The 26,232-nt window shown below is 61.0% G+C and carries 27 protein-coding genes; 16 read left to right on the forward strand and 11 right to left on the reverse strand.

Annotated elements, in window-relative coordinates; all coding sequences use genetic code 11:
• Nucleotides 1-36: 36 nt before the first annotated feature.
• Complete coding sequence (locus FEZ60_RS27920) at nucleotides 37-888, forward strand: alpha/beta fold hydrolase (RefSeq protein ID WP_172937626.1); 852 nt, start codon at nucleotides 37-39, stop codon at nucleotides 886-888.
• 14 nt (nucleotides 889-902) lie between these two features.
• On the opposite strand, the gene FEZ60_RS27925 is transcribed toward FEZ60_RS27920, so the two are convergent.
• Complete coding sequence (locus FEZ60_RS27925) at nucleotides 903-1,682, reverse strand: IclR family transcriptional regulator (RefSeq protein WP_172937627.1); 780 nt, start codon at nucleotides 1,680-1,682, stop codon at nucleotides 903-905.
• Between the two features lie 169 nt (nucleotides 1,683-1,851).
• Between FEZ60_RS27925 and FEZ60_RS27930 the strand changes: the two genes are divergently transcribed.
• The 3 genes from FEZ60_RS27930 to FEZ60_RS27940 are packed head-to-tail and all read left to right on the forward strand — an operon-like array spanning nucleotide 1,852 to nucleotide 4,468.
• Nucleotides 1,852-2,619 carry a CoA transferase subunit A gene (locus FEZ60_RS27930; protein WP_172937628.1) on the forward strand — a complete coding sequence of 256 codons (768 nt, stop codon included), beginning with the start codon at nucleotides 1,852-1,854 and terminating at the stop codon, nucleotides 2,617-2,619.
• Nucleotides 2,616-3,275, forward strand: a complete 660-nt coding sequence (locus tag FEZ60_RS27935; protein WP_172937629.1) for a CoA transferase subunit B — start codon at nucleotides 2,616-2,618, stop codon at nucleotides 3,273-3,275. Before FEZ60_RS27930 ends, FEZ60_RS27935 begins: the two co-directional genes overlap by 4 nt.
• Nucleotides 3,275-4,468, forward strand: a complete 1,194-nt coding sequence (locus tag FEZ60_RS27940) for an acetyl-CoA C-acetyltransferase (protein WP_172937630.1) — start codon at nucleotides 3,275-3,277, stop codon at nucleotides 4,466-4,468. The genes FEZ60_RS27935 and FEZ60_RS27940 overlap by 1 nt, the downstream gene beginning before the upstream one ends.
• Before the next feature lie 15 nt (nucleotides 4,469-4,483).
• On the opposite strand, the gene FEZ60_RS27945 is transcribed toward FEZ60_RS27940, so the two are convergent.
• Nucleotides 4,484-5,308 (reverse strand): hypothetical protein, encoded by an 825-nt coding sequence (locus FEZ60_RS27945; RefSeq protein WP_033237355.1) that lies wholly within the window; start codon nucleotides 5,306-5,308, stop codon nucleotides 4,484-4,486.
• 237 nt (nucleotides 5,309-5,545) lie between these two features.
• Between FEZ60_RS27945 and FEZ60_RS27950 the strand changes: the two genes are divergently transcribed.
• Nucleotides 5,546-5,962 carry a PPOX class F420-dependent oxidoreductase gene (locus FEZ60_RS27950; protein ID WP_033237354.1) on the forward strand — a complete coding sequence of 139 codons (417 nt, stop codon included), beginning with the start codon at nucleotides 5,546-5,548 and terminating at the stop codon, nucleotides 5,960-5,962.
• A 1-nt stretch (nucleotide 5,963) separates the two neighbouring features.
• Here FEZ60_RS27950 and FEZ60_RS27955 read toward each other — a convergent pair whose 3' ends face one another.
• Nucleotides 5,964-6,317 carry a helix-turn-helix domain-containing protein gene (locus FEZ60_RS27955; RefSeq protein WP_033237353.1) on the reverse strand — a complete coding sequence of 118 codons (354 nt, stop codon included), beginning with the start codon at nucleotides 6,315-6,317 and terminating at the stop codon, nucleotides 5,964-5,966.
• Between the two features lie 106 nt (nucleotides 6,318-6,423).
• On the opposite strand from FEZ60_RS27955, the gene FEZ60_RS27960 reads away from it, so the two are divergent.
• Complete coding sequence (locus FEZ60_RS27960) at nucleotides 6,424-7,044, forward strand: malonic semialdehyde reductase (protein WP_033237352.1); 621 nt, start codon at nucleotides 6,424-6,426, stop codon at nucleotides 7,042-7,044.
• Here FEZ60_RS27960 and FEZ60_RS27965 read toward each other — a convergent pair.
• The gene (locus FEZ60_RS27965; protein ID WP_172937631.1) at nucleotides 7,031-8,677 is read right to left on the reverse strand and encodes an MFS transporter; all 1,647 of its coding nucleotides are present in this window, start codon (nucleotides 8,675-8,677) and stop codon (nucleotides 7,031-7,033) included. The genes FEZ60_RS27960 and FEZ60_RS27965 overlap by 14 nt on opposite strands.
• A gap of 193 nt (nucleotides 8,678-8,870) precedes the next feature.
• Between FEZ60_RS27965 and FEZ60_RS27970 the strand changes: the two genes are divergently transcribed.
• The 5 genes from FEZ60_RS27970 to FEZ60_RS27990 all read left to right on the forward strand — a co-directional run bounded on the left by FEZ60_RS27970 (nucleotide 8,871) and on the right by FEZ60_RS27990 (nucleotide 13,245).
• Nucleotides 8,871-9,326 (forward strand): DoxX family protein, encoded by a 456-nt coding sequence (locus FEZ60_RS27970; RefSeq protein WP_116104777.1) that lies wholly within the window; start codon nucleotides 8,871-8,873, stop codon nucleotides 9,324-9,326.
• Between the two features lie 268 nt (nucleotides 9,327-9,594).
• Nucleotides 9,595-10,242, forward strand: coding sequence for an ABC transporter permease (locus FEZ60_RS27975; RefSeq protein ID WP_033237349.1), 648 nt, complete (start codon nucleotides 9,595-9,597; stop codon nucleotides 10,240-10,242).
• Nucleotides 10,239-11,435, forward strand: a complete 1,197-nt coding sequence (locus FEZ60_RS27980) for an ATP-binding cassette domain-containing protein (RefSeq protein WP_033237348.1) — start codon at nucleotides 10,239-10,241, stop codon at nucleotides 11,433-11,435. The genes FEZ60_RS27975 and FEZ60_RS27980 overlap by 4 nt, the downstream gene beginning before the upstream one ends.
• Nucleotides 11,432-12,262 (forward strand): ABC transporter permease, encoded by an 831-nt coding sequence (locus FEZ60_RS27985; protein WP_095887083.1) that lies wholly within the window; start codon nucleotides 11,432-11,434, stop codon nucleotides 12,260-12,262. Before FEZ60_RS27980 ends, FEZ60_RS27985 begins: the two co-directional genes overlap by 4 nt.
• Nucleotides 12,259-13,245: a glycine betaine ABC transporter substrate-binding protein gene (locus FEZ60_RS27990; protein ID WP_095887084.1), complete on the forward strand. Its 987-nt coding sequence runs from the start codon at nucleotides 12,259-12,261 to the stop codon at nucleotides 13,243-13,245. Before FEZ60_RS27985 ends, FEZ60_RS27990 begins: the two co-directional genes overlap by 4 nt.
• Here the strand turns inward: FEZ60_RS27990 and FEZ60_RS27995 are convergent.
• The gene (locus tag FEZ60_RS27995; protein ID WP_172937632.1) at nucleotides 13,242-14,024 is read right to left on the reverse strand and encodes a trans-aconitate 2-methyltransferase; all 783 of its coding nucleotides are present in this window, start codon (nucleotides 14,022-14,024) and stop codon (nucleotides 13,242-13,244) included. The two genes, FEZ60_RS27990 and FEZ60_RS27995, sit on opposite strands and share 4 nt — an antisense overlap.
• Nucleotides 14,025-14,070: 46 nt before the next feature.
• Nucleotides 14,071-15,597: an HNH endonuclease signature motif containing protein gene (locus FEZ60_RS28000; RefSeq protein ID WP_172937634.1), complete on the reverse strand. Its 1,527-nt coding sequence runs from the start codon at nucleotides 15,595-15,597 to the stop codon at nucleotides 14,071-14,073.
• A 135-nt stretch (nucleotides 15,598-15,732) separates the two neighbouring features.
• On the opposite strand from FEZ60_RS28000, the gene FEZ60_RS28005 reads away from it, so the two are divergent.
• Nucleotides 15,733-17,271 carry an AMP-binding protein gene (locus FEZ60_RS28005; protein WP_045064851.1) on the forward strand — a complete coding sequence of 513 codons (1,539 nt, stop codon included), beginning with the start codon at nucleotides 15,733-15,735 and terminating at the stop codon, nucleotides 17,269-17,271.
• Here the strand turns inward: FEZ60_RS28005 and FEZ60_RS28010 are convergent.
• Nucleotides 17,258-17,812 carry a TetR/AcrR family transcriptional regulator gene (locus tag FEZ60_RS28010; RefSeq protein WP_172937636.1) on the reverse strand — a complete coding sequence of 185 codons (555 nt, stop codon included), beginning with the start codon at nucleotides 17,810-17,812 and terminating at the stop codon, nucleotides 17,258-17,260. The two genes, FEZ60_RS28005 and FEZ60_RS28010, sit on opposite strands and share 14 nt — an antisense overlap.
• A gap of 163 nt (nucleotides 17,813-17,975) precedes the next feature.
• On the opposite strand from FEZ60_RS28010, the gene FEZ60_RS28015 reads away from it, so the two are divergent.
• On the forward strand, nucleotides 17,976-19,196 hold the full coding sequence (locus FEZ60_RS28015; protein WP_172937637.1) for a cytochrome P450: 1,221 nt from the start codon (nucleotides 17,976-17,978) through the stop codon (nucleotides 19,194-19,196).
• Here FEZ60_RS28015 and FEZ60_RS28020 read toward each other — a convergent pair.
• Together FEZ60_RS28020 and FEZ60_RS28025 are read right to left on the reverse strand one after the other, a co-directional pair.
• Complete coding sequence (locus tag FEZ60_RS28020) at nucleotides 19,186-20,781, reverse strand: amidohydrolase (protein ID WP_172937638.1); 1,596 nt, start codon at nucleotides 20,779-20,781, stop codon at nucleotides 19,186-19,188. The genes FEZ60_RS28015 and FEZ60_RS28020 overlap by 11 nt on opposite strands.
• Complete coding sequence (locus FEZ60_RS28025; protein WP_095887089.1) at nucleotides 20,778-21,746, reverse strand: DMT family transporter; 969 nt, start codon at nucleotides 21,744-21,746, stop codon at nucleotides 20,778-20,780. The genes FEZ60_RS28020 and FEZ60_RS28025 overlap by 4 nt, the downstream gene beginning before the upstream one ends.
• Nucleotides 21,747-21,799: 53 nt before the next feature.
• Between FEZ60_RS28025 and FEZ60_RS28030 the strand changes: the two genes are divergently transcribed.
• Nucleotides 21,800-22,357 carry a TetR/AcrR family transcriptional regulator gene (locus FEZ60_RS28030; RefSeq protein WP_172937639.1) on the forward strand — a complete coding sequence of 186 codons (558 nt, stop codon included), beginning with the start codon at nucleotides 21,800-21,802 and terminating at the stop codon, nucleotides 22,355-22,357.
• 22 nt (nucleotides 22,358-22,379) lie between these two features.
• On the opposite strand, the gene FEZ60_RS28035 is transcribed toward FEZ60_RS28030, so the two are convergent.
• On the reverse strand, nucleotides 22,380-23,267 hold the full coding sequence (locus FEZ60_RS28035) for a carboxymuconolactone decarboxylase family protein (RefSeq protein ID WP_141485123.1): 888 nt from the start codon (nucleotides 23,265-23,267) through the stop codon (nucleotides 22,380-22,382).
• A complete protein-coding gene (locus tag FEZ60_RS28040; RefSeq protein ID WP_230590377.1) occupies nucleotides 23,254-23,880 on the reverse strand; it encodes a TetR/AcrR family transcriptional regulator in 627 nt (208 codons plus the stop codon). The genes FEZ60_RS28035 and FEZ60_RS28040 overlap by 14 nt, the downstream gene beginning before the upstream one ends.
• 268 nt (nucleotides 23,881-24,148) lie before the next feature.
• On the opposite strand from FEZ60_RS28040, the gene FEZ60_RS28045 reads away from it, so the two are divergent.
• A complete protein-coding gene (locus tag FEZ60_RS28045) occupies nucleotides 24,149-25,381 on the forward strand; it encodes a cytochrome P450 (RefSeq protein WP_045064860.1) in 1,233 nt (410 codons plus the stop codon).
• A gap of 27 nt (nucleotides 25,382-25,408) precedes the next feature.
• On the forward strand, nucleotides 25,409-26,224 hold the full coding sequence (locus FEZ60_RS28050; protein WP_172937640.1) for an SDR family oxidoreductase: 816 nt from the start codon (nucleotides 25,409-25,411) through the stop codon (nucleotides 26,222-26,224).
• Nucleotides 26,225-26,232: the final 8 nt, after the last annotated feature.

A 26,232-nucleotide genomic window follows, 5' to 3' on the forward strand; every position in this document is an offset into this window, starting at 1 on the left:
ACGCCTCAAAACTGACACCTGTTCTAGTATTGCCGAATGGATGTGAGTTACGAGGGGACCAAGAGAGAAATCGCTACCGGCAAAGGGGTATTGCGTTACCACGAGGCGGGCGACGGTCCACCGCTGATTCTGTTGCACGGATCCGGAATCGGAGTCAGTGGATGGCGAAACTACCGCGGCAACCTTGCCACCTTCGCGCAGCACTTCCATTGTTACGTACTGGAATTCCCCGGCTTCGGTATCAGCGATCCCGTCGACGGCCATCCCGTCGTCACCGCAGGTTCCTCAGTCACTCGCTTCATGAATGCTTTGGACATCGAATCCGCTGCGATGATCGGCAACTCGATGGGCGGTGTCGTCGGGTCGAACGTGGCGATGCGGCACCCCGAGCGAGTGAAGAAACTGGTCACGATCGGCGGTGTCGGCCCCAACATTTTCAGCCAGAACCCGAGCGAGGGCACTCGACTGCTTCAGGAATTTGCCGACGGTCCCACTCGGGAGAAGTTGATTCGATGGCTTCGATGCATGGTGCATGACCCCAGCATCATTACCGAAGAACGCATCGAGGAACGCTGGGAGAGCGCCAAGGATCCGGAATCCCACAAGAGTCTTGCAGCGATGTACGGGTCCAAAGCCTTTGCCGCGCAGCAGAAAATGACGTCCGAGTCGAATCGGCCACCGTACTGGTCCATGATGCACGGCGTGCAATGCCCGACATTGCTGACCTGGGGCCTCGACGACCGTCAGTGCCCGCCCGACATGCCGATGATCCCGATGCGACTCATACCGAACGCCGAGTTGCACATCTTCCCGAACTGCGGGCACTGGGTCATGGTCGAAGCGAAAGAAGCATTCGAACGAGTCACGCTCGAGTTCCTCCTCCGGTAGTGACGCGGCAAGTTCTACGGTACGGAGTGGGTTTTGAGCCGAGTCGTCAGGACATGTGCCTGCTCGAGCAGGAGTCTTCCCAGTTCGGGGATCCGGTCCGGCCGGAATCGAGTCTCGACACCGGTCAAGCTCAGGGCCCACGCCGGCCGTCCCCGTCGGTCGAAGACGGCGGCGCCCATTCCCCAACTCCCCTCGACGAGGAGAGCCGGATTGACCGCGTAGCCGGCGGCGCGGGTCAGGCTGATTCGACGGCGAACGGCTTCCTCACTGTGGTCGTCTCCCCACTCCGCGGTGAGGTCTCTACGCGCGAAATAACTGTCGACCTCACTGGCAGGCGAGTGACTCAGGATCACCAGACCAGCCGACGCGACGCCTAGTGGAAATCGTTTTCCTTCATAGAGCACATGGGATCTCAGGGGAAAGCTCCCCTCCTGCCTCACGACACACACTGTTTCGTCGCCACGCCGTGCGGACAAGAAGGCACTCTCCCCCGTCAATCGGGCCAGATCCTCGAGAACATCGCGCGCCGAGTCGGTGATGTCATATCGACTGCCCGCAGCGGTACCGAGGAGATACAACTCCGGCCCCAGAGACCAACGCCCACTCTTCGCGTCGCGGTCCACCAGACCCTCTTCCGCCAGCGACGTAAGCAGCCTGTGAGCCGTCGGACGAGCGAGATCGGCCGCCTTGCTCAGCTCAGTGGTCGTTGCGCCGTCTGGTTCCGACGCGGCGACCGCACGCAAGACCGCTGCCACCCGAGCCACCATGTGCGGCGCTTGCTCCCTCGATGCCATGTGTCCATCCTAGCGTTCACTGAATGAACGTATCAACGATAATTGGTCGCCCAGCGACCATTTTCTATCATCTTTCCCATCGTCATTGATTGCTGGATCTGCGCATAGTTGAATTCATCCAGAGAAAAACAATGCGTTCGTCAGATGAACGCAAGATGGGGAGATGACGATGGCAACGAAGGTGTACCAGTCCGCGACCGATGCGGTCGCCGACATCACCGACGCCGCGACCCTGGCCGTCGGCGGATTCGGACTGTGCGGAATCCCTGACGCCTTGATCGAAGCGATCGCGGCAACCAGCGCACGGGAACTCGAAGTGTTCTCCAACAACTGCGGCGTTGACGATCACGGACTCGGAATCCTGCTGTCTGCCGGTCGAATTCGGCGCGTGACGGCGTCGTACGTCGGAGAGAACAAGGAATTCGCGCGTCAGTACCTAGCTGGCGAACTCGAAGTGGAACTGACACCGCAAGGAACACTGGCAGAACGCCTGCGCGCCGGCGGAACCGGAATCCCGGCGTTCTTCACTCCGGCAGGTGTCGGTAGCCCTATCTCCGACGGCGGCATGCCCTGGCGCTACAACAGCGACGGTTCCATCGCAATTGCGTCCCCACCCAAGGAAACTCGCACCTTCGGAACCAAGCGATACGTGATGGAAGAAGCAATCACGGCCGATTACGCCCTGGTTCACGCCGTCATGGGTGACACCGAGGGCAACCTCGTCTTCGACAAGACGGCGATGAACTTCAACCCACTCGCTGCTATGGCGGGGCGAATCACCATCGCCCAGGTGGAACGGCTTGTCGAGCCTGGCGAGATCGACCCGGCTTCAGTTCATCTTCCCGGGGTTTTTGTCCAGCGTGTTGTCCACACCGGGCCCCAGAACAAACGAATCGAAAAGCGAACCGTCAGCGCGTCCGAAGGAGCAACACGATGACCGCATCAGCCACAGTGACCGGTTGGACCCGCAACGACATGGCGGCCCGTGCCGCGGCCGAGATGATCGACGGCGAATACGTGAACCTCGGAATCGGTCTGCCCACCTTGATCCCCGGATACCTCAGCTCGGACGTTCGGGTAGTTCTTCACTCGGAGAACGGCATCCTGGGCACCGGCCCGTACCCCACCGAGGACAACGTCGACCCGGATCTCATCAACGCGGGCAAGGAAACCGTCACCGTCAATCCCGGTGCGGCATACTTCGATTCCGCTCTTTCCTTCGGCATGATCCGCGGCGGCCACATCGACACCGCAGTTCTCGGCGGCATGCAGGTCTCGAAGACCGGCGACCTCGCCAACTGGATGGTCCCCGGCAAAATGGTCAAGGGCATGGGCGGCGCGATGGATCTTGTCCATGGTGCCCGTCGTGTCATCGTCGTCATGGAACACACCGATCGCGACGGCAACCCCAAGATTGTCGACGCATGCACCCTGCCGCTGACCGGCCAAGGCGTCGTAGATCGCATCATCACCAACCTTGCAGTCATCGACGTCACCGACGGCGGCACACTTACCTTGCGTGAATTGGCCCCCGGCGTCACTGTCGATGACGTTGTCCGTGCCACCGGCACCGAATTGAAAGTAGACCTGTGATGACCAGTTCTGTGATTGTTGCCGGAGCCCGTACCCCGATGGGTCGACTCATGGGTTCGTTGAAGGACCTGTCCGGGTCCGATCTCGGTGGCATCGCCATCAAGGGCGCCCTGGACAAGGCCGGTGTCGACCCCGAGCAGGTCGAGTACGTCATCATGGGTCAGGTTCTCACCGCAGGCGCCGGCCAGATGCCGGCCCGCCAGGCCGCCGTCGCCGCGGGCATCCCGATGAGCGTTCCCGCCCTGAGCATCAACAAGGTCTGCCTCTCCGGTGTCGACGCCATCGCCCTCGCCGATCAGCTGATCCGCGCCGGCGAATTCGACGTCGTCGTCGCCGGCGGGCAGGAATCGATGTCCCGCGCACCGCACATGCTCGAAAAAAGCCGCGAAGGGTTCAAGTACGGCGACGTCACGATGCGCGACCACATGGCGTACGACGGCCTGCACGACATCTTCACCGACCAGGCGATGGGCCTGCTCACCGAACAGGTCAATCAGCAGGACGGAACCCACATCACCCGCGCGGAGCAGGACGCGTTTGCCGCGGCCTCACACCAGAACGCCGCCCGCGCCTGGAAGGACGGCCTCTTCGACAACGAGGTCGTCCCCGTCTCGATCCCGCAGCGCAAGGGCGATCCGATCGTCTTCGCGCAGGACGAGGGCATCCGCGCCGACACCACCGTCGAATCCCTCGGCAAACTGCGTCCCGCGTTCAGCAAGGACGGCACCATCACCGCCGGCTCCGCCTCCCCGATCTCCGACGGCGCCGCCGCCGTGGTCGTGATGAGCAAGGCCAAGGCCGAAGAACTCGGTGTGGCGTGGATCGCGGAGATCGGTGCCCACGGTGTGGTCGCGGGCCCCGATTCGACCCTGCAGTCCCAGCCGGCGCGGGCCATCGCGAAGGCCTGCGCGAAGGAAGGCATCAACCCCACCGATCTCGATCTCGTCGAGATCAACGAGGCGTTCGCGGCCGTCGGTATCGCCTCCACGCGTGAGCTCGGCCTCGACCCGGCGAAGGTGAACGTCAACGGCGGCGCCATCGCCGTCGGGCACCCCCTGGGCATGTCCGGTGCCCGGATCGCGCTGCACCTCGCACTCGAGTTGGCGCGCCGCGGCGGCGGCATCGGCGCGGCCGCACTGTGCGGCGGCGGCGGGCAGGGCGACGCACTGATCGTCCGCGTACCCAAGGCCTAGAGGCCAGACGACGGTTCAGCGCGGATACAGTCGCCGCAGATGCCTGGGAACGACAAACGGATTCCAGGTATCTGCGGCCTGCGCGAGCCTGTCGGCCACTGCCCACAACGCCGAAGGATTGTGCGTCAACCCCATGTGACTGCCATGTACCGCAACACTTTCCGAACGATCCGACGGGAAGTCGCGGCACACCTGCCACGGAACCACACCGTCCCGCTTGGAGTAGAGCGCCGTTGCCGGAACGGGTAACGGGTGACCGAGTTCCCACTCGATACCGTTGACGGGTGGAAGAATCGCATGGTTGCCGGACATACGTGAGTACAGCGCACCGACACGCGTCTGCTGCAGGTTGCTCAACCCGAATGGACTTCCCAGGGTGATCACCTGTCGCACGGAGTGCGGGAGATCCCGCGCAAGTTGGCGGGCATAGATACCGCCCAAGCTCCACCCGATCACCGACACCGGTTTGTCGTAGCGATCCGCCAGACCTGCGAGGACCCCAGGCAGACCGTCGACAACCTGAGGCGTCGGCCCGGTATTGATGCCGAGGTTCCAGCCGTGGACTCGATATCCGAGAAACCGCAAGTACGCGCGCATTGCCATCGTCGACGTGTCGGACGCCAACAATCCCGGCAGGACCAGAATCGGGTGTCCGTCACCTCGCGGCGAACGGAGCAACCACGGTGCCGCGAGCACCAGCGAGGCAATGTCGGCGAGCCCTCGTGGCGGTTCCGTCAGGCACATCGCCAACGACGGCGGTCCTGGAAGAAGCTCGGGGAAAGTTTCGGGAAGCTCGGAGCACCCGAGGTCCACTACAGACGTATCCGCCGCGACAGACACCTGGACTCCTTGTCGGCCGGTGTCCGGGCGGTTCGCCCCACCTGGCCGGAGGGGACGGTTCCGTGGGCTGTGTTGTCAACCCACGGAGCCTTGTCCGTGATCGCCACCGGTAGCGAACCTGGACCGATACTGCGCACCAGTTTCCGACGCGGAAACTCGGTGTGATCCAGAACACTATTGGCGCATACGTTGCAACTACGTTGCGGACTTGTCGCGAACCTGCGGAAGGATCAATTGATGTCGTTCACAGACCAGGAAATCGAGTACATGGCGTCGCAACCTCTTGCGAGAGTTGCCACTGTGGGCCCAGACGGTCAACCGGACGTCGTGCCGTTGGCCTTCGAATACGACGGCACTCACCTATGGATAGGTGGGGTCGGCGAGGCCGTCGTCAATACCCGCAAATTCCGCAACATCCGCTCAGGGCACTACGAGGTTGCACTGGTCATCGATGACATGCCGTCGTTCGAGCCATTCGTCGCGCGCGGAATCAGGATCTACGGCATTGCCGAACCGCCGATCGACAGGGTGGGCATGGTCGGCCCCGGGGTCTACTCACGCATCACGCCGACAATCTCGTGGAGTTGGAACTTGGGCGGAGAGCCTGCTGGTGACACCTGGTACGAATCACACCGAACCGTACACACGCGGTAGTTCAGCTCGTACAACCCTCGGCCGGCAGATTCTCGGCAGCCCAGGTCGTCAATTCACTCAACGCAGGGAGCAAGGCCTGGCCAGACACCGTGAGTTGGTACTCCACGGCAATGGGCGGTCCGGCGTCGACGGTCCGTGTCACCAGCCCTGCGCTCGCCAGTTCGGTCAACCGGTCAGATAGTACGGAATCACTGATTCCCCCGACCGCACGCTTCAGTTCCGCGAATCCCGCAGGCCCACCGAGCAGCGTTGCGAGGATGACACCGTTCCAGCGTTTGCCGAGAAAGCGGAAAGCCCGTGCCAACGCCGCATCACAGACGCGGGGTTGATGATCAGTTCCACTCTTACTCTCCACTTCACCATCCTAGCGTCAGTGCTAACGTACTCATAGTCACTTTGTTTTTACTAGCAACTCGTCTTGCCGGAGATGCCTGGCAAGCCATCACGGAACGGAACCACCGATGTCAATCGACGCAGCCACCCCATTTACCGCAAAGCAGCTCGACACCGCCAGCCGCGAACTTCTCTTCACCGAAGCTCGCACGGCCAACTCTTTCTCCAACGAACCAGTGACCGACGACGAACTCACCGCGATCTGGGAACTCGCGAAGTGGGCGCCGACCGCAGCCAACACCAACCCGCTTCGCGTGCTGTTCGTACGGACAGAGGAGGGTAAAGCGCGCCTTGTAGAGCACATGGCCGACGGCAACAAAGCCAAGACTGCTTCCGCGCCGGCAGTCGCGGTCCTCGCTGTCGACACCAAGTTCTACGAGCACATTCCTGCCCTGTTCCCGATCCGCCCGGAAATGAAGGACCACTTCGCGTCCGACGAGGCTGCTGCCACGTCGACCAGTCGGTTCAACGCCGCCCTGCAGGCCGGCTACGTGATTCTCGCGATCCGCGCACAGGGCCTGGTCGCCGGCCCGATGGCCGGATTCGACGCTGCGGGCATCGACGGCGAGTTCTTCGCCGACGGCCGCTTCAAGACCACCCTCGTGGTCAACATCGGCCATCCCGGCGAGAACCCGTGGTTCGACCGCCTGCCGCGCCTGTCCAACGAAGACGCACTCAGCTGGGCCTGAGTCTGGCGCTCGCCTGCACTCGAAACGCTCCGATCAGACCCAGGACGAGGAACGCCGCCGACACGTAAAGCGAGTAGCGCGTCGCTTCCGCAAATCCGTCGGAGAGCAGACGCACGACATCTGGGCCGGCTTCGCCCAGTTGTCCGTGCGTCCCCTGCTCCCGCAGGACTCCGATAGAACTGCCTGCGGATTCTCGTGTCGCGTCGGACAGTTGGATTGCTTCGGACGACGGCACTCCCCCCGATTCGAGTGTGCCTGGCAGGTTTCTCGACAACCCGAACGCCAATACTGCGCCGACGACGGCACTTCCGATGGCCGAGCCCAGCTGTCGAACCGTGCTCTGCGTCGCTGATCCCTGACCGGATTCTTCGGTCGGTATGTCTGCCAGGGTAATTCCGGTGAGCTGCGCGGAGGCCAATCCGAGGCCGGTTCCGTAGACCACCAGAAGCAGCGCCAGAAGCCACGGCGCGACAGTCGAACTGACAAAAACAGCAACTACGACAACACCGACAACTTCCAGGAGCAATCCCAGAATCACTGTTCGGGGTGCGCCGATCAGCGCAGTGAGATGCCTTGCGAGCGAACCGGATATGAAAGCGCCACCGGCCATCGCGGCAAGCACGAAGCCTGCGCCCATCGTACTCAGGCCCAATGCGTTGACGAGATAGAGCGGCAGTACGAACAACAAGCCGAATTCGGCGATCGCGACCGTCATGGCAGTCACGTTGCCCCAGCTGAAGGTGGGCGTGAAGAACAAATTCATGTCCAGAATCGCAGATCGGTGAATTCGTCCACGATGCCTCTCCCACAACACAAATCCCAGCAGCAGGAGGATACCGATCGTGCCGATCGTCGGAACCACGGATAGTGGTGCGTCGGCGGACCACGTGATACCGAAGAGATGCAGATCCGCCTTCTGAGTCCACCAACCGAGTGTGCCGCCCTCGATAAGTGCAAAGATCAACGCACCGAAACCGAAGGCGCTCAAGAACAGTCCCAGAACATCGAGCCCCGGTTCGACGACCCCGGCTCGGGTTTCGGGAACCACCATGTATGTCGCGATCATCAGGGCGATGCCGATCGGCACGTTGATGACAAAAATCCACGGCCAGGTGAAGTACGTGGTGATCCAGCCACCGAGTAGCGGACCTATCGCAGCAACGCCGGCGATGACGGCACCCCACACGCCGAACGCCACCGCCCTGTCCTTGCCTCTGAAGATCGAGTTCATCGAGGACAGCGTGGCGGGCAGTACGCACGCACCACCGACGCCTTGAATCGCTCTGGCCACAATCAGGCTGGTTGCGCCGTCCGCGGTAGAGGCCAACAAGCTACCGACCACGAATATCGCGATACCGACGACGTACAGACGTCGGCGGCCCAATCTGTCGCCTAACCGACCTGCAGTGAGCAGAAGCGCAGCAAAGATCACCGAATAGAGACTGTTGACCCATTGCGCGTCGTCGAAATTCAACTTCAGATCGTCGACCAGAACCGGGAGCGCTACTCCGACGATGGTGCCGTCGATGACGATCATCGCCAGACCGCCGACCAGTACGATCAGGGCGGCCCACTTGTTCTTGACTGCAGACTTGTCGGGCTCGGGTGTGGTCTCCGTATTCGGCTTGTCCATGTCACACTCCCATAAGGGCGGATTGGTGGATTTACCCTAGGCCGCATTCTTTGAACTCGCAGCAAAATCTCCGACGCCCTTGCCTCAGTTACCTTGCCGCACATTTGGGATGTAAACCCACATGGAAGGACCTCGGACACCCGTCCAGTTATTAGGGTAGGCAAACCATACTCGAGTGTGTAATGCTCCTCCGGTGAAAAACATATCCAGCACGGCGGCACCATGGGGCATCGCAGCATTCCGCATCGTTGTCGGTTTCCTGTTTCTCTGCCATGGCCTGTCGACACTGACCGGATGGCCGGTAGCTCCATGGGGCGGAAACACATCGTCGTGGACGGACTGGCCCGGCGGCTGGGCAGCAACGATCGAGCTGGTGGCCGGCACGTTGATAATCATCGGACTCGGCACTCGTGCAGCAGCTTTCATTGCCTCGGGTTCCATGGCCGTTGCCTACTTCTGGAAGCATCAGCCCGACGGCTTGCTACCCATCCAGAACGAGGGAGACTCGGTTGTCCTGTTCTGCTGGTCCTTGCTCCTGCTGGTCTTCATCGGGCCGGGCGCTGCTGCTTTGGACAACCTCAGACGAGCCAAGGCCACCTCCAGCGGCGTAGCGGATGAGCCAGTTGCAGTAGGAACTTCCAGCCCGTAGTCCGTCATTTATCCAGAGCGACAAATCTGACCCGAACCTACGATTGCCGAACAGCCGGCGTCACACCGCATATACCTGCGGGTGACGCCGGCTTTTCGTCTGTTGAGCAACATCCGACACGCAGCTATCCGAAATAGTTGCAGTACTGAACTTTTTGGACGAGGGTCGACGTAAACACTTCACGACTCGAACGACGCCTGTGTATCCGAACTGCGGGACGGGTACACGTTCGAGTCAGCAACAGTCCGAAAGAGGGTCGGTTCGGAAAATGGGCGCACTGTGGGAATTTGTCGTCGAACGACGACAACAGCTATTGACCGATTCGTATCTCCATGTTTCGGCCGTCATTCAGTCGGTGATTATTGCAACCATTGCCGCGGTTGCCATCGGAATTCTCGTGTATCGCAGTCCTATTGGTTCATCAGTGGCAACAGCGCTGGCCAGCACGATCTTGACTGTTCCATCGTTCGCTCTTCTCGGACTTCTCATTCCGATTCTCGGTCTGGGTGTCGCGCCGACCATCACCGCACTGATTCTCTATGCACTACTTCCGATCATCAGAAACACCATCATCGGTCTCGACTCGGTGAATCCGGCCATCACCGATGCTGCACGCGGTGTCGGTATGAATCGACTGCGTGTACTCGGCCGCATCGAACTGCCTCTCGCGTGGCCGTCGATCCTGACCGGTATGCGGGTCAGCACTCAGATGCTCATGGGCATTCTGGCTATCGCGGCGTACGCAAAAGGCCCAGGTCTGGGCAACTTGATCTTCTCCGGACTATCTCGCGTCGGCAGCCCAACAGCTGTTCCTCAAGCACTGACCGGCACGGTACTCATCGTCATTCTGGCTCTGATACTCGACGCCATCTACGTCGTCATCGGTCGGCTCACTACCTCGAAGGGTCTCCAGTGACTGAAACCATCCCCCATGACGTCACCAGCGATCCCACGGTTTCCGGAGTCGAGATCGTTCTGGAATCCGTGACCAAGCGATACCCAGGACAGAAAGACGCGGCAGTCGACAACGTGTCCCTCACTGTTCCTGCAGGTGAGATCGTTGTCTTCGTCGGCCCGTCCGGCTGCGGCAAGACCACCACGATGCGCATGATCAATCGTCTCATCGAACCCACGTCCGGAAAGATCACCATCGACGGCAAAGATGCCTTGTCGATCGACCCGGACAAGCTGCGACGCGGCATCGGCTACTCGATCCAACAGGCCGGCCTGTTTCCACACTTCACGATTGCCAAGAACGTGGCGACGGTGCCGGGATTGATCGGCTGGGACAAGAAGCGGATTGCTGCCCGCACCGACGAGATGCTGGACCTCGTGGGGCTGGATCCGGATACGTATCGAGACCGCTATCCCCGGCAGCTGTCCGGTGGTCAGCAGCAGCGTGTCGGGGTCGCGAGGGCACTTGCCGCTGATCCCCCAGTCCTGTTGATGGACGAGCCCTTCGGTGCTGTCGACCCCATCACGCGCGGACTACTGCAGGACGAGTTGATGCGTCTGCAAACGGAACTCGGGAAGACGATCGTATTCGTCACCCACGATTTCAACGAAGCAGTCAAACTCGGCGATCGAATTGCCGTGCTGGGCAATCAATCCACGATCATGCAGTACGACACTCCAGAAGCTATCCTCGCCAATCCGGCCAATGACATGGTCGCGGGCTTCGTCGGCGCCGACGCCTCCCTCAAGCAGCTGACATTGACGCGGGTGCGGCAGATCAAACTCAAGCAATGCCTCACCGCGCGGGAGACCGACTCGGTGGACGAGCTGAGAAGTTCACTCGCAGCACGTAAGTGGAAGTGGGCCCTCATTCTCGATCAGCGCGGACGCCCACTCCGCTGGGTCTCACCGTCACATCTGGCACACGCGTCGTCGCTGCGTGGCGTTGGCAACGAGATCGGTGAGGCCGTGTCCGTTCAGTCGACCTTGCAAGATGCACTCGAAGCGCTGCTTGCCGAAAGCAATGCATCGACGGTAGTCACCGGCCGGCGCGGCGAATACGTCGGTCTCATCACCATCGACACACTGGTCAGCCATCTTTCGGAAATGCGTGAGGAACACGCACACGATCATGACGAGGATGTTCCGGAGTGAGCGCGTCGACGGAGGACCTGGCAGCGCCGCCCGCTGCTGGAGCCGCAGATCTCGATGGCGGCGCGGATCTCGGTGCCGCCGAAAATGCCGCAACACGTAGAGCAGAAAGGATCCGGCTACTGGTTCAGCCGGTTGTCGTCCTGATACTTGTAGTCGGAGTACTGGTCTGGGCCTTCAGCCGCGATCTCAACGCAACCCAGAAAGCCAGTATCAACGTCGACAACATTACGACGCTCACCTGGCAGCACATCTTGCTCACGGCCGCGGTGGTCATCATCGTCGTCGCGGTGGCCGTGCCGCTCGGCACGCTGCTGACCAGACCGAGATTCACCCGTCTGGCGCCGTTCTTCGTGGGAATAGCCAACATCGGCGCGGCTGCACCGGCCATCGGCCTACTGGTCCTGTTCTATCTCGCCACTCGCACCACCGGATTCTGGATCGGTGTATTCCCCATCGCGTTCTATTCACTGCTTCCGGTGCTGCGCAACACGATTCTCGGCTATCAGCAGGTGGACGAGACACTGATCGACGCCGGACGCGGCCAAGGCATGTCAACGTTCACCATTTTGCGACAGCTCGAATTCCCCATGGCAGTTCCGTATATCCTTGCCGGTCTTCGTACTTCGTTGGTTCTTGCCGTAGGAACAGCAACACTGTGTTTCCTGGTCAGCGCAGGTGGACTGGGGATCATGATCGACACCGGGTACAAACTGCGCGACAACGTGACACTGGTAGTAGGCGCGGTGCTTGCGGTATCGCTCGCTTTGCTCATCGACTGGTTGGGCGCACTCGCCGAACAGTTTCTCGGGCCAAAGGGATTGCGATGAATCGACGACGCACACGCGGTTGGAAAATTACCGCAGCCGCACTCGGGTTTGCCCTTGTGGCGTCGTGTGGTTTGGAATCCGGCGGCGCACTACCCCTCGCGGTCGGTCCGGGAAGTATCCAGCCTGTTCCGGAACTCGAAGGCGTGAAGATCACCGTCGGGTCCAAAGACTTCACCGAGCAGATCATCCTGGGATACATCATCGAATTCGCGATGTCTGCGGCCGGCGCCGAAGTTCGCGACCTCACCAACATCCAGGGCTCCAACAGCACCCGCGACGCGCAACTCAACGGGCAGATCGATCTTGCCTACGAGTACACGGGCACCGGATGGATCAACTACCTCGGAAACGAGACACCGCTTCCCAATTCGCAGGCTCAGTTCGAGGCAGTCCGCGATGCGGACCTGGCTGCAAACGACATGGTGTGGACCGATCCGGCGCCGATGAACAATACGTATGCCTTGGCGATGAGCAAGGAGACGGCCGAGAAGACCGGAGTCAAGACTGTCTCCGACTACGCGAAGTTGGTCGAATCCGATCCCGGTGCTGCAGTGACATGCGTCGAGACCGAGTTCAACGTCCGTCAAGACGGATACCCCGGTCTCGCAGAAAAATACGGATTCGACGCTTCGCGTGCCCAGCGCCAGATATTGCAGACCGGCATCATCTACCAGGCAACAGCCGACGGCGATCAGTGCAAGTTCGGCGAGGTGTTCACCACCGACGGACGCATCATCGCCCTCGACCTCGAACTCCTCGAGGACGATCTGTCCTTCTTCCCCAAATACAATCCAGCCCTTGTCATGCGTGCGAGCTTTGCCGAGGATCATCCGCAGGTAGCTGAGGTCATGGCGCCGATTTCGGCTCGTCTCACCGACGAGGTGATGACCGAACTGAATCGCCAAGTGGACGTCGAAGGCAAGGAACCCGCAGAAGTTGCCCGAGATTGGATGGTGTCGGAAGGGTTTGTGACAGCGGACTAGTCACTCATTTTTCGCCCCACGCAGAAGACTCTTCGGAACGGGAACAGTGTGCCTGCGGCCGTGGAGGGATAGGCCTCGCGGAGCCTTGCGGAGTACTCCTGCTCGAATTCGAGCGAGTCGGCTTCACTGAGCACATCAAGCACCGGACGCAGGCCTGTCCCCCGAACCCAGCCCAGCACAGGGTCTTCGCCAGTCAGCACATGGATGTACGTGGTTTCCCAGGCATCGACGTCGAACCCGTGAGCCTGCAGCCTGGCTGCGTAGTGCGCCGGGTCGTCAACACCCTCGGGTCCACGCAAAACTCCACCCACGCGATCTCGCCATCTCGACGACTCGGCAAGTTCACGCATCAAAGCGTGCGACGGGGCGTCGAAGTTACCGGGAACCTGCCACGCAATCCACGCTCCGGGCGCCATGGTCTCGGCCCATCCGTCGATCAGCTCACGATGGTTCGGAACCCATTGCAATGCAGCATTACTCACAATGACGTCGTAGCCGGTGGCGTCGAACTCGTTGATGTCCTGCAGCGTGATGGTGACGTTGCCGGGCAGATCGGTGGGCGCCTGTGCCACCATCTCGGGCGACGAATCAGTCCCCACCACACGAGCATCCGGCCAACGCTCACCGAGTATCCCGGTCAGTGACCCTGATCCGCATCCGAGGTCCGCGACTCGCGCCGGCGCCTGCGCCGCTATCCGCGAAGTCAAGTCGATATAGGGGCGTGAGCGTTCGTCGGCGTATCGACCGTAGATTTCGGGGTTCCACGTAACACTGCGCATGTGCCCATTGTGCCTGTCGTGGCAAATTCGTGGAGGCTGTGACACCTCAGAATGGGGGTGGGTCGTTGCCGTAGTCGACGGTTTCTCGGGGCATGGGCTTGCGGGGTGTGGAAATCGGGAAGGTTTGGCGGCGTTTCCGTTCGGCATGTTGTGCCGCCCGGTTTTGAATCTTGACGCGACGGTGTTTTCGTTCGCTTCGGATTTGGGCCACTTTGTTTTCGAGTCGTGTTCGTCGCCGGGTTCCGCCTTCCGGTGGCGGTGGTTCCTGCATTCCGGCGAGTAGTCCGGCGGCTCTGGTGCGGTAGCAATGCCCGGTCTGCGAGGTCAGGGTGATGCTCCGATCCGGGTTCGGATTGAGCTGCCACTTCCCGGAGTGCTTGAGGCGGTGATGGTTGCGGCAGAACGCGCTCAGATTCGACGCAACCGTCTTGCCACCCTGGGCGGGGTCGGTGTGGTTGAACGGGTCGTTGTGGTCGAGGTCGCAATTCCAGGCGGGGACATCGCAGTGCGGCCATTGGCAGCTGCCCGAGATGATCCGCAGCCACGTGTCGAGTGCCGCGCCGGGGCGGTACACCGATGCCGATGCCGGCTCAGGTGTCGGTTCAGGTTCAGCATCTGCCGGGACTCGCACTTCCCGAACGTCTGCGTCTTTCGCGATGTTGCGGGCATGCTCTGCGCTGATGACGCCAAAGCCGTCGAGATGTGCAGGTTCGTTCGATCCTGGGCTCAGGGTGGAATCGTGTACTACGACATGTACCAACGGCCGGCGCATGATCACCAAACCACTGCGGTCCTGCGGGCAATCACCGCGCTCGCAGTCGCACACCAACACCGTCGAACCACTCACCAAAGCGCCCAAGGCATCGGCTCGGCGCTGCTCGTACGTGCGGGAATCATGGCGGCACACCGACATCGCCAACTCCCGCAACCGGCCGTCGAACGCGCGGGCTTGCTCCGCCGGGATACTGCCGAGGATGCGGGCCATGCCGTCTTCGGCGGCACTGACCCCGACAAACCTGTCGGCGAGCACGCGGCGGCGTCGTTCCCGCATGCCTTCCGGATCGACGCGGGCGACGATCCGGTCGATCGCCGCCGTCAACCGGCGACCCGTCAACCCGGTACCGCCGTCCACGGGTGGAGCCAACACCTGCTCGAGCAGCAAGCGTTCGACCTCGTCGATCAGCTCGTCACCGACATTCGCGGTCGCGGACTCGATCAGCCCGACCCGGTAGAAGTCGAGTTCACCGCGGGCCATCGCGGCCCGCGTGCGATGCAACCGCGTCTTCAACGCAAAACCCAACCCGATGAGCTTCCCGGCAGCAGCCCGTCCCATCGTCAAGACCGCGCTGACCTCGGATTCGGCCAACTCGTGCGCCGACGACGTCCACGTGCCACCCTCGACATGCTCGGCGCTACGGCGGGTGAAAAACTCCGCCACCACGGCCAGTTTCCGCTCGACCAACATCGCCTCGCACGAATGCAATTCGGCCATCAAATCAACCAGGGCGCAATCAGTTTCGGTACCACTCAGCTGTGCCGAGATACCGAAACTCCCCACCCCCGAATCGAACATCCCCCCACTCTAATCGAAATCTTGTTCGAATAGACCAGGATTTCGAAACCAGTCGGAATAGTCCGAAAAATCGCTCGGTGGAGGCCTGATGCGATGATTTCGGAGTCGTTGATTCACTGCCGCCGGAGGACAGTCATGTTTTTGACCCAGTTCATTCATCGGTCCCTGCGCGAATCGCCGGGACGCCCCATGACTGTGTTCGGCGATCGAACCTTCAGCACCACCGAATCTGCTGATCGCGTGGCGCGACTCGCGAACGGACTGGGCACCGGTACGGGCGATTGCGTCTCACTCCTGTCGCTCAATTCGGATCGATGTCACGAGACGATCTTGGCTGGTTGGTGGTCAGGCGCAACGGTCAGCCCGCTCAACTCACGGTGGACCGCGCCGGAAATCGCCTTTGCCCTCGAGGATTCCGGATCCACGATTCTGATCGTCGACGAGAATTCCGCCCCACTGGTTCCCGAACTCCGCGAACTCTGCCCCACCCTGGACCGCGTCGTGTACGCCGGCTCGGGGGCTGTCCCCACGGGCATGATCGACTACGACCGTCTCATCGCCGAATCGGAACCTGTCCCCGACCTACGGATCGGCGACGACGCCGTTGCGCTTCTGCTCTACACAGGTGGAACGACTGGCCGTTCCAAAGGGGTGATGGTCAGCCACAAAGGCCTGATGACGTCGACGTTCGGAACGCTGGCTGCCGGCAAACCCGCCATCGCCGACGGCGTGAATCTGCTTGCGAATCCACTGTTCCACATCGCCGGCATCGCGAGCTGGATGGCGCAGAACCTCATGGGCGGCACGCAGGTATTCCTGCCGGTGTTCTCGGCCAGGGCCATGCTCGAGGCGATCGACCGACATCGTCCCACCACGGTGGGCGTCGTACCGACAATGCTTCACATGTTGGTTGCCGCAGACGATCTCGATTCCTACGACCGTTCGAGTGTGCAAGTCGTCAGGTACGGCGCCTCCCCCATTTCGCCGGCTCTGCTCGAACGCGCCATGGAGGTGTTTCCGCATAGCGGTTTCACTCAGGGTTACGGGATGACCGAAACAGCGCACATCACCGTCCTGAGCGCTGCAGATCACCTGAAAGGCGGCGAATTGCTTCGCTCTGCCGGTCGCGCACTTCCGCATTGCGAAGTGCAGATCGTCGATCCCGCCGGAAACGAGGCACCAACCGGAACCGTCGGCGAAATAGTTACTCGCGGTGACCATCTGATGCTCGGATACCGGAATCTTCCCGCCGAGACGGCCGAGGCTCTCGCCGGCGGCTGGATGCACACCGGCGACGCTGGATACCTCGACGAACGCGGTTATCTGTTCATCGTCGACCGGATCAAGGACATGATCATCACCGGAGGTGAGAACGTCTATTCCACGGAGGTGGAGAACGCGCTGGCCAGGCATTCTGCTGTCGCTGCGTGTTCTGTTGTGGGAGTGCGCGATCCGAAGTGGGGCGAGCGAGTACATGCCGTGGTGGTTCTGCATCCCGGCGTTCACGTCGAGTTCGAGGAACTTCGCGATCACGTGAAATCGCTTGTCTCCGCGTACAAGGCACCCCGCTCGATGCAGTTCGTCGACGCTCTGCCCCTCTCTGCTGCCGGTAAGGTCCTCAAGCGCGATCTACGCATCGCTGCGGAGGCAGAAGGGGCAATCACCTCCCGATAAAAGATTCGACCATGCGTCGTTCTGATTCTTCATCAGCCAACGGCCAGGCAAGTAGCGTGAGAACTATCCTGACCACCCACTGTGAGGTTTCGTCGCCGGCGCCCAGCCCCGCAAGATGCTTCGCCGACTCACCCAGCAGCGGCGACGACATGAGGTACTCGTCCATTCGCTTGCCCCGGGCAGACGCGAATCCTGCACTGACTGCAGCGTTCGCCCGGATCGCACGCACCGAAGCAAGTACGGCTTCGACTACCCGCCGCTCCCCTTCCCATGGTTCGACGGCAGCTGACACCTCGAGTGCTACCGCTTCAACCGCACGGGAGATCACTGCGTCTTGGATCGCCTTCTTCCCGCCGACGTAGCGGTACAGCGTTGCCCGCGAGCACCCCGCGCGCTCGGCCACCTCGTCGACGCTGATTCGTTGGAATCCGCGCTCGAGAATGAGTTCGGCGGCGGCCGCATAGATGCGTTCCACCGCCAACTCATGACGATTACCGCCGGCCAGCCAGTCTGCGCCTTTCGGTTCAATATGTCTCACCATGAGACAAAGATAGCCAAAGATTCTCATATGCGGACCCATTACACTGCTGTGACCAGCATCGAATGCGAGAACGACGAATCGGGTGAGAATTTATGAAACTCCCTGGTCAACTCCTATTTTTCGGTGTTGACAATGCCTGTGCGAGCGGAGAATTCTTAGGCCGATGACCGCCTCGACCGACATCAACCCATTTGCCATCACAAACATCGAAAATCCGTACCCGCTGTATGCGTCACTACGACAAAAGTGCCCGGCGTACCGGGTTCCCGGTACCAACTTCTACCTCGTCTCGAGTTGGAGACTTGTCACCGAGGCACTCACCCGGACCGAAGATTTCTCGTCCCATCTCACCGGTGTTCTGGTCCACCCGGCAGAAGGTCCACCGGTCACGTTCGACATGGACGGCAATGGGCAAGCGATTCACGTCCTTGCCACCGCTGACGATCCCAGCCATCAAAGACATCGCAAACTGGTTCTACCCACACTGGTCGCCAAACGAATCCGCACCATGGAACCTGCCATCGCCGACTACGCAGAACGGTTGTGGAACAACCACTTCGATGGACGGCACATCGAGTGGGTTTCTGCGCTCGCCGATCGACTACCACTGCAGATGGTCGCCCATCTGATCGGACTACCCGAAGCGGATGTGCCGCAACTACTGACGTGGTCTTACGACAGCACTGAGTTGCTCAGCGGATTGGTGAGCGCTGAACGCCTGCCCGAAGTCGTGAACGCAGCCACCCAACTCGCCGGGTACCTGTACAACAAACTGGAAGCCGCCCAGGCCGCACCAGGCGAGAACCTACTCGGCGATCTGGTGCGCGCCAACCCCAACGGCGATATCGATACAACCGTCGCAGTATTGATTCTCGTCCAACTTGTCGGCGCTGGAGGCGAGTCCACCGCAGGTTTGATCGCTAATTCCGCTCGGATACTGGCCGACAATCCTCTACTACAGCAAGAACTTCGAGAGAATCACGAATTGATTCCACCGTTCCTCGAAGAATCCCTACGACTCGAGTCCCCGTTCCGCGGACACCATCGCCGTGTCACCCGCGATACGACGCTAGGCGGCGTCCCACTTTCGGCGGGAAGCCATCTCATCCTCTTGTGGGGCTCCGCCAATCGCGATCCGGCCGCCTTCCCGGATCCGGACATCCTGAACATCGGACGGCCAAATCTTCGCTCGCATTTGGCTTTCGGCAAGGGAGCCCACTTCTGCGTCGGAGCCGCTCTTGCTCGACTGGAAGCAAAGATTGCACTGACAATGCTGCTCGAGAAGAGCCACTACGTGAGCCTGACAGACGGTGCGCCTCCCGAATGGGTACCGAGCCTGTTCGTGAGGCGCCATCAGAGTCTGCTCCTGACCGTCACACCGTGAAGATCGTTTCTCCGCCCACAACAGTCCGCAGTACCCGAAGTGCCGCCAGATCGACAGTGTCATCTACAAGCGGATCTCCGTCAAGGACAACAAAATCCGCCAGCAGACCTACTGCGATTCTGCCCTTGTCCACCTCTTCGCCGGTGATGCGTGCGGCGGCATGTGTGTAGCCGGACAACGCATCGCGCGTACTCACACATTGCTGCGCACCGAGAACATGACCTTCGCGTGTCAGCCGATGGACAGCGGTATTCATGGTGAAGAGCGGATTCACCGGAGTGACCGGGCAATCACAATGCAAACCGTAGGGAAGTCCGGCAGCCACCACCGACGCTACCGGGCTGATTCGTTCGCCTCGGCCGGGACCGAGAAAACGATCGCGGTGACGATCACCCCAGTAGTAGACGTGATTGACGAAAATCGATGCAACAACACCTACTTCGACCATTCGCTGAATTTGATCCTCGCGAAGCGTCTGCACGTGCTCGAGCCGGTGCACAATGTCGATGTCAGGGTACGCGGCCTTGGCGAGGGCAATGGCGTCGAGCGCATGGTCGATAGCCTTATCGCCGTTGGTGTGAATCGCTACCTGCCGTCCCGCGCCGTGATGCTCGCTCACCAGAGCATCGAGCGCGCCCGACGGGATTGCCATTCCACCACAATGACATCCACCCAAATCGTGATACGGCTCGCTCAGCGCCGCAGTGTGCAGCTGAATGGAACCGTCCGAAATCAGTTTCACGCCGCCAACCGCTACATGGCTGGTCGAATCAGCTAGTTCGCCCAACTGATCATGCACACCATGACCCAGGTACAGCCGCGCACGTAGGCGCAGTTCACCCTCGTCGTCAAGCTCGCGGTAGGCGTCGTACATCTCCGAGGTGACGTACATGTCGTGGAAGCTGGTCACGCCTACGGATGCCATCACATCTTGCGCTCGCAGTAGCGCCAGCTTGGAGGCACCCGGGTCCATTGCCGGAGCCAGATTGTGCACCAACGACATTGCCGGAATCTCGCACAGCTCACCGGTAGGTGTGCCGTCGGCATCGCGGACGATGACGCCACCCTCTGGGTCGACGGTAGCCTGCGTGATCCCAGCCATTTCCAGTGCAAGCGAGTTGACGTAGATCCCGTGAGCAGACAGGTGACGCACCAAAATCGGATGCTGCGTCGACGCGCGGTCGAGATCTACTGTCGTCAATCCCCGATCCTCGGCCACAAGACTGTCGTCGAATCCCCACGCCTGGATAGCCTCGCCAGGCGGCGTCGTCTCCGCGCGCGCGGCCAATGCAGCAACAACCGCGTCGATTGTGGGGCACGCACCCGTCGTGGCCTCGACGTCACCGAGCATCAATCCCCACATCATCGGATGCAGATGGGTTTCGATGAATCCGGGAACTACCACCGCTCCATCCAGATCCACGATCTCCACGTCAGGTCCGGCCAGCACCGTGATCTCGGCATCGGATCCGACGGCCACAAATCTGCCGTCCTTGCTTGCCATAGCCGTCGGCGCAACTGAGCCCGATCCGTCCATGGTCTTGATGTCGCCGTTGATGTAGATGCGGTCGGCCGTCACGGTCATGCTCGTGTCTCCATTCGTTCACCGACAACGGCTGTCGGTGTTTTCGCTGCAGGCTGCCGCGTCGCGACAACCACTCCGGCAAGAATCAGCGCCGCACCGACAATCTGCACGACGCTGGGGATCTGAGAAAGCAGAAAGGCACCGAACAATAACGCCGACGCCGATTGCAGCACCAAGCTGGCGGCAACGGAACCAGCTGGCAACCGCTGGCTCGCACTTGCCACCAATAGCCACCCCACCACTTGAGATACCAAGGCCAGCAGGATGAGCCACCCTTGAGCAGGTAAAGCTGGTGCAAGATCAAGAGTTCCGGTGACAATTCCGATCAGGCCGGATGTAAGTCCGGTAGCGATCGTGGAAACCAGCACCGGCAATGCAGTCCGGCCCGCAGCTCGCGTCGCCAATCCCATCAGGAAGATATACACGGCATACGCGCCGGCAGCGATCACCGCGAACGTCACACCGACAGCAGGGTTGGCCCCGGTGAGCGTCGTACTCATTCCCGCAACCAACGCCACACCCACCAGGAGAAGTGGCAGGCTCGTCACCAGTTCCTTCGTAATGCGCTGGCGTAGCACTATGTAGCCCAGGACAGCCACAAAGAGCACCTGCAGATTCAAGAGCACCGTCGACAAACCGGCGCCAATCGAGTGAATCGCCTCATGCCACAGAACGAGGTCGACGCCCAGGAACACTCCAGCAAGAACAGCCTTGACTATCCACGGCCTCGTCGAGGTCTTTCCCGGTTGGCGGCGTCGTTGAACCCAGACGAGGATCCCGAGCGGAATCAAGGCGTAGACGCACCGGAAGAACGCGCCGGTCGCGGGCGACACCCCGGACAGGTCGTACAGGATCGACGTGAGGCCGAGAATGCATGCACCAGAGACAACCACTCGCAGATCTCGACGGCGTTGCTCGTCGCCGGTCCGCGCCGAGGCGAGTCCCGAAGATACATCATCACTCATGGTGATAATGTATCACCGACAGTGAGATCTGCCCCACAAGGGAAGATGGAGCCATGAGAACCCCGGTCACCCGCGAACGTGTCATCTCGGCCGCAGCCGAACTTGTGGACAGCAAAGGCCCGGACGCACTGGTTCTCAGCCAACTCGCCGACACCCTCGACGTGCGGCAATCAGCTCTCTACAAGCACGTTGACGGCGTCGACGACGTCCAACACCAGCTCAGCCTCCTCGCCCGGAAACTGCTCGCCCAGCACCTCCGCGACGCCGCAGTCGGCCTCTCCCGCGACGACGCCGTCGTGGCACTCGCCGACGCGTGGCGAGAATTTGTTCGCATCCACCCCGGGCTGTACGCAATCACCGACCGCTACCCCACCGCTCCACACGCTGACCTCGTCGCAGCGGTCGGAGAAGTTGTCGACGTCATCAACCGCGTCATTGCCGGATACGGCCTCGGTGAAGACGACTCGGAGCAGGCAGCATGGTCGTTGCGAAGCGCACTGCACGGCTTCTGCGTGTTGGAGTCCCAAGAAGGCCACCCCGCCTGCACGGATCCCGACCGCGTTTATCGGCGCCTGGTCGAACTTCTCTGCGCCGGAATCAGTCGAATGTAGGTATGACGAAGGGTCGTCGGATCTAGGCGCGGAAGCCCAACCCGAACGTGACCTGCCCGTCCTCGTCCACCTCGTAGATTTCCACGCCTTCATCCACGTGTGGGGCGTCCGAACCGAACGCGACAGCCACTTTCGAGCTTGCGTTTCTGGTCATATCCAGAACCAGTTCCACGGCCTCAGCCGGCGAGAAATGTTCGTGCACTTCACTGATCACGTGAGCCGGGATGTAGCCGGGTTGCCACACCATCGCGTCAGCCAGCGCCAAAGCCGCCTTGTGACGATCCGACAACCCGCTGTCCTGGTAGTTGTCGACCTCGTCGAAGAGGGCTTCGTCGGCACCGGCCTCGAGCGCAGAACTCATTCGCAGGGACTTGCACAATCTGCAATTGTGTTGGCGAGCTTGGCGCAGCCGCACAAGTTCGGTGGTGACCGGATCGAGAACCCGCAACCGCGCCACGCTGCGCGAGAATTCTGCACTGTCCACCGACAGTTCTGTTTCGCGCCAGTCCTGCGGTGTCGGCCATTGCATTGTCGACGGCCTGAACAGCAGATCCAATGCATGCAGTAGCCGCGGAAACCAGTCCGCCACATACACCGCAAACACGAATTCCTTGGCCTGCGATCCCAGTTCGTTCAACAACGCGCCGCGCAGACTGCTGTCGACATTCGAGACGTCGACGCTGAACTGCTCGGCAAAATCGTGCGCTACCGATTCCCGGGCGGAGCCAGTCGTCGGCGGCAACGGCAAGGCAGGCAGGGACAAAGCCTCGGCGCAGGTCGAGCGCACCTGCGCGTCGAGCACACCGGTACTACTGAAGATCATGCGGTACAGCGATTCTGATACTTCCGGCGCGTATCGGGACAGCGCTTCTCCAGCGTCGATGCCAGTTGACTTGCTATACACGTCCATAAATCGACCCCATCCAGACCGCGCACAGTGCCTGCGTTGCCGCAGCCACATCAGCAGCCTTTTGATCACCGATCCAGTAGCGATCGCCCATGCGGGCAATGCTTTCCAACAGAACAAGCGCAAGCATCCGACTGTCGGCACCGACAGGCGCGCGGCCGGATTCCCGCTCCGAATCGATTACTGCCGCAACAGGTTCGACAAACCCTTCCAACCCACGGTTCCACAGGTCGTCCACCCCGGGGTCCGATGATCTGGCGTCGCGCATTGCCCGGAACAAATGTGGGTGGCGCATCCAGGTATCACGAACCGCACCGATCATCTGCCCGACTTGCCGCGCGGGATCATCAGTCCCGCCCGAATAGATTGCCGACGCTGCTGCAACCTCTTCGTCCACCGCTTTGCTGAGTTCGCTGACTGCCGCAGCTTTGTTGTCGAAATAGAAGTAGAAGGCCGAACGGGTTACCCCGGCAGCCTTGGAAATATCGCGGACATTCAGTTCATGGAGAGTTGTTGTCTCCAAAAGGTTTTCCAAGGCACGCAGAATCGACTCACGCCGAAGTTCACCTTTATCCGACCTTCCGGCATCAACACCGTCTCGCACAGCCGATTCCACAATCCACCTTCACGTCGATCAGTTTGTGAGCCGAACCACATCGTATGGAAGTTTTTGACACGTGTCAATAGTGCCGAGCCCAGCGCATTCAAGCACCGGACAGGCTCAGTCCCACTCACCGGGACCGGCGTTATCGCACCCACGTCAAATCCTGTTGCCTCTCCATCATTCGCAATCACAGACCTGCAATCCTGCAGTGCACCTGGTGATTTCATCCCCCACTGCCTTTCAAGTGGCGCACAAATCTCACCCAGACAAAGGATTCACCATGACGAGTACCGTCCCGTCCGTCACCGAACACCCGAGCGCGCCCTTCCCCTGGCCTCGCCCTCCGATCGACCCGCCGGCCGAGTACCAGTGGTTGCGTGAGAACGCCCCCGTCACGCGAGTCGAGATCTTCGGCGGCGAATATGCCTGGCTCGTAACCCGTTACGACGACGTACGCTCGATCCTGTCCGATCCGCGAGTCAGCGCCGACAGCCGCAATCCCGGATATCCCCGATTCGGCGCACCACCCGAACCCGAAGACCAGCGACTTTTCTTGCGGATGGACGGCGCCGAGCACGAGATCTTCCGCAACCTGCTGGCCAAGAACTTCACGCTCACCGCGATGAAGAAGATCCGTCCGGCGCTGCAAGAACTCGTCGACACCACCATCGACGCGATGCTGGCCACTCCCGAAGGCCAGACCGACTTCGTGAAGGCCGTTGCGCTCCCCATCCCCAGCACGGTTCTGAGCTGGATTCTGGGCGTGCACGCCGAGGACCGCGCATTCTTCAACAAGGCCGCCGACGAGGCTCTGATGGCCAATGACCTCACGAACCCCGACGCGATGGGCCGAGCCATTGCAGCCATGAACGATCTACGCGGATATATCCGCAAGATCGCGAACGAACGAGCAGCACTTGATGATCCGGGTGACGACATCATCGGTCAGCTCGTGGCCGCCGAACGGGCAGGCACCATCACGATGATGGACGTCGAGAACTCCGGATTCCTCCTCATCATCGCCGGGCATGACACCACCACCAACATGACCGCCCTTGGCATGTACACCCTGCTGCAGCACCCTGAGCAGTGGGCGCAGATGCAGGAGAACCCGGCGCTGGTTCGCAATGCCGTCGAAGAACTGTTGCGCTACCTGACCGTCGTCCATCTTGTCATCCTCCGATCCTCGACCGAGGACATCGAAATCGGTGGCGTCACCATTCCCGCGGGCGAAGCCATCATCCCGCTCAACCTGTCGGCCAACCGCGACGACGCCCACTTCCCCGGTGCAGACGCACTCGACATCCATCGAAAAGCACGTGACCACTTCGCTTTCGGCTACGGCGTTCATCAGTGCATCGGTCAGGCCCTGGCTCGTCTCGAACTACAGATCATCTTCGAAACCCTGGCCCGCCGGGTGCCGACGCTGAAACTGGCCGCTCCGCCCGAAGAACTGCAGTTCAAAGTGTGGTCCGGGATCAACGGAGTCTTCTCACTTCCCGTCACCTGGTAGCCACCCCTTACGTCAGGAGCATCAATCATGATCAGTTTCACCGGCAAAATCGTTGTCCTCACCGGATGTTCGTCCGGAATCGGAGCCGAGGCCGCCACCAAACTTGCCGCTCTCGGCGCCCGCGTGATCGGTGTCGACCGAGTTGCCTCGACCGACAACTCGATCGCCCAGATGATTGTCGGCGACCTCTCCACCCAGTCGGGTGTCGCTGACATCGCCGCGCAGATCGACGGCCCCGTCGATGTGCTGATCAACAACGCCGGCGTCGCGGCAACACTGCCGTGGCGAACCGTCATGTCGATCAACGCGCTCGCTCCGCGCGATCTCACTCGCCTTCTCCTGCCGAAATTTGCCGTCGACCCGGCGGTAGTCACGACCGCGTCACAGGCAGGTTTTCTGTGGCAGCAGAACTTTGCCCGGCTCAATGCCTTTCTCGCCATCGATAATTGGGACGACGCCCTCGAATCTCTCGCAGACTTCCCCGGTATCGAGGATGTCTGCTACAACCTCTCCAAGGAAGCCGCCATCATCAATGCGGGCAACCTGGCCGTCGACGGCAAGCACATCGGACTACGTTCCAACTCTGTATCCCCCGGCACAGTCGGCACGCCGCTCCTGAAGGACTTCACGGCCACCATGGGTGACGCCGCTATCTCCGGTGCCGTCACCTGGGCGGGCCGTCATGCCCAGCCAGGCGAGATCGCCGACGCCATCATCTTCCTCGCCTCCACAGACGCGGCCTGGATCAGCGGAGCAGACATCCCGATCGACGGCGGATTCAGCGCCATGATCTTCCGTTCGTACATCGCGCCGGCCATGGCCGCGATGGCGACCAGCGCCTAGTCAGGAGA

The sequence above is a fragment of the Rhodococcus sp. MS16 genome (assembly GCF_013277795.1).
In the GTDB taxonomy this organism is placed as follows: domain Bacteria; phylum Actinomycetota; class Actinomycetes; order Mycobacteriales; family Mycobacteriaceae; genus Rhodococcus_F; species Rhodococcus_F globerula.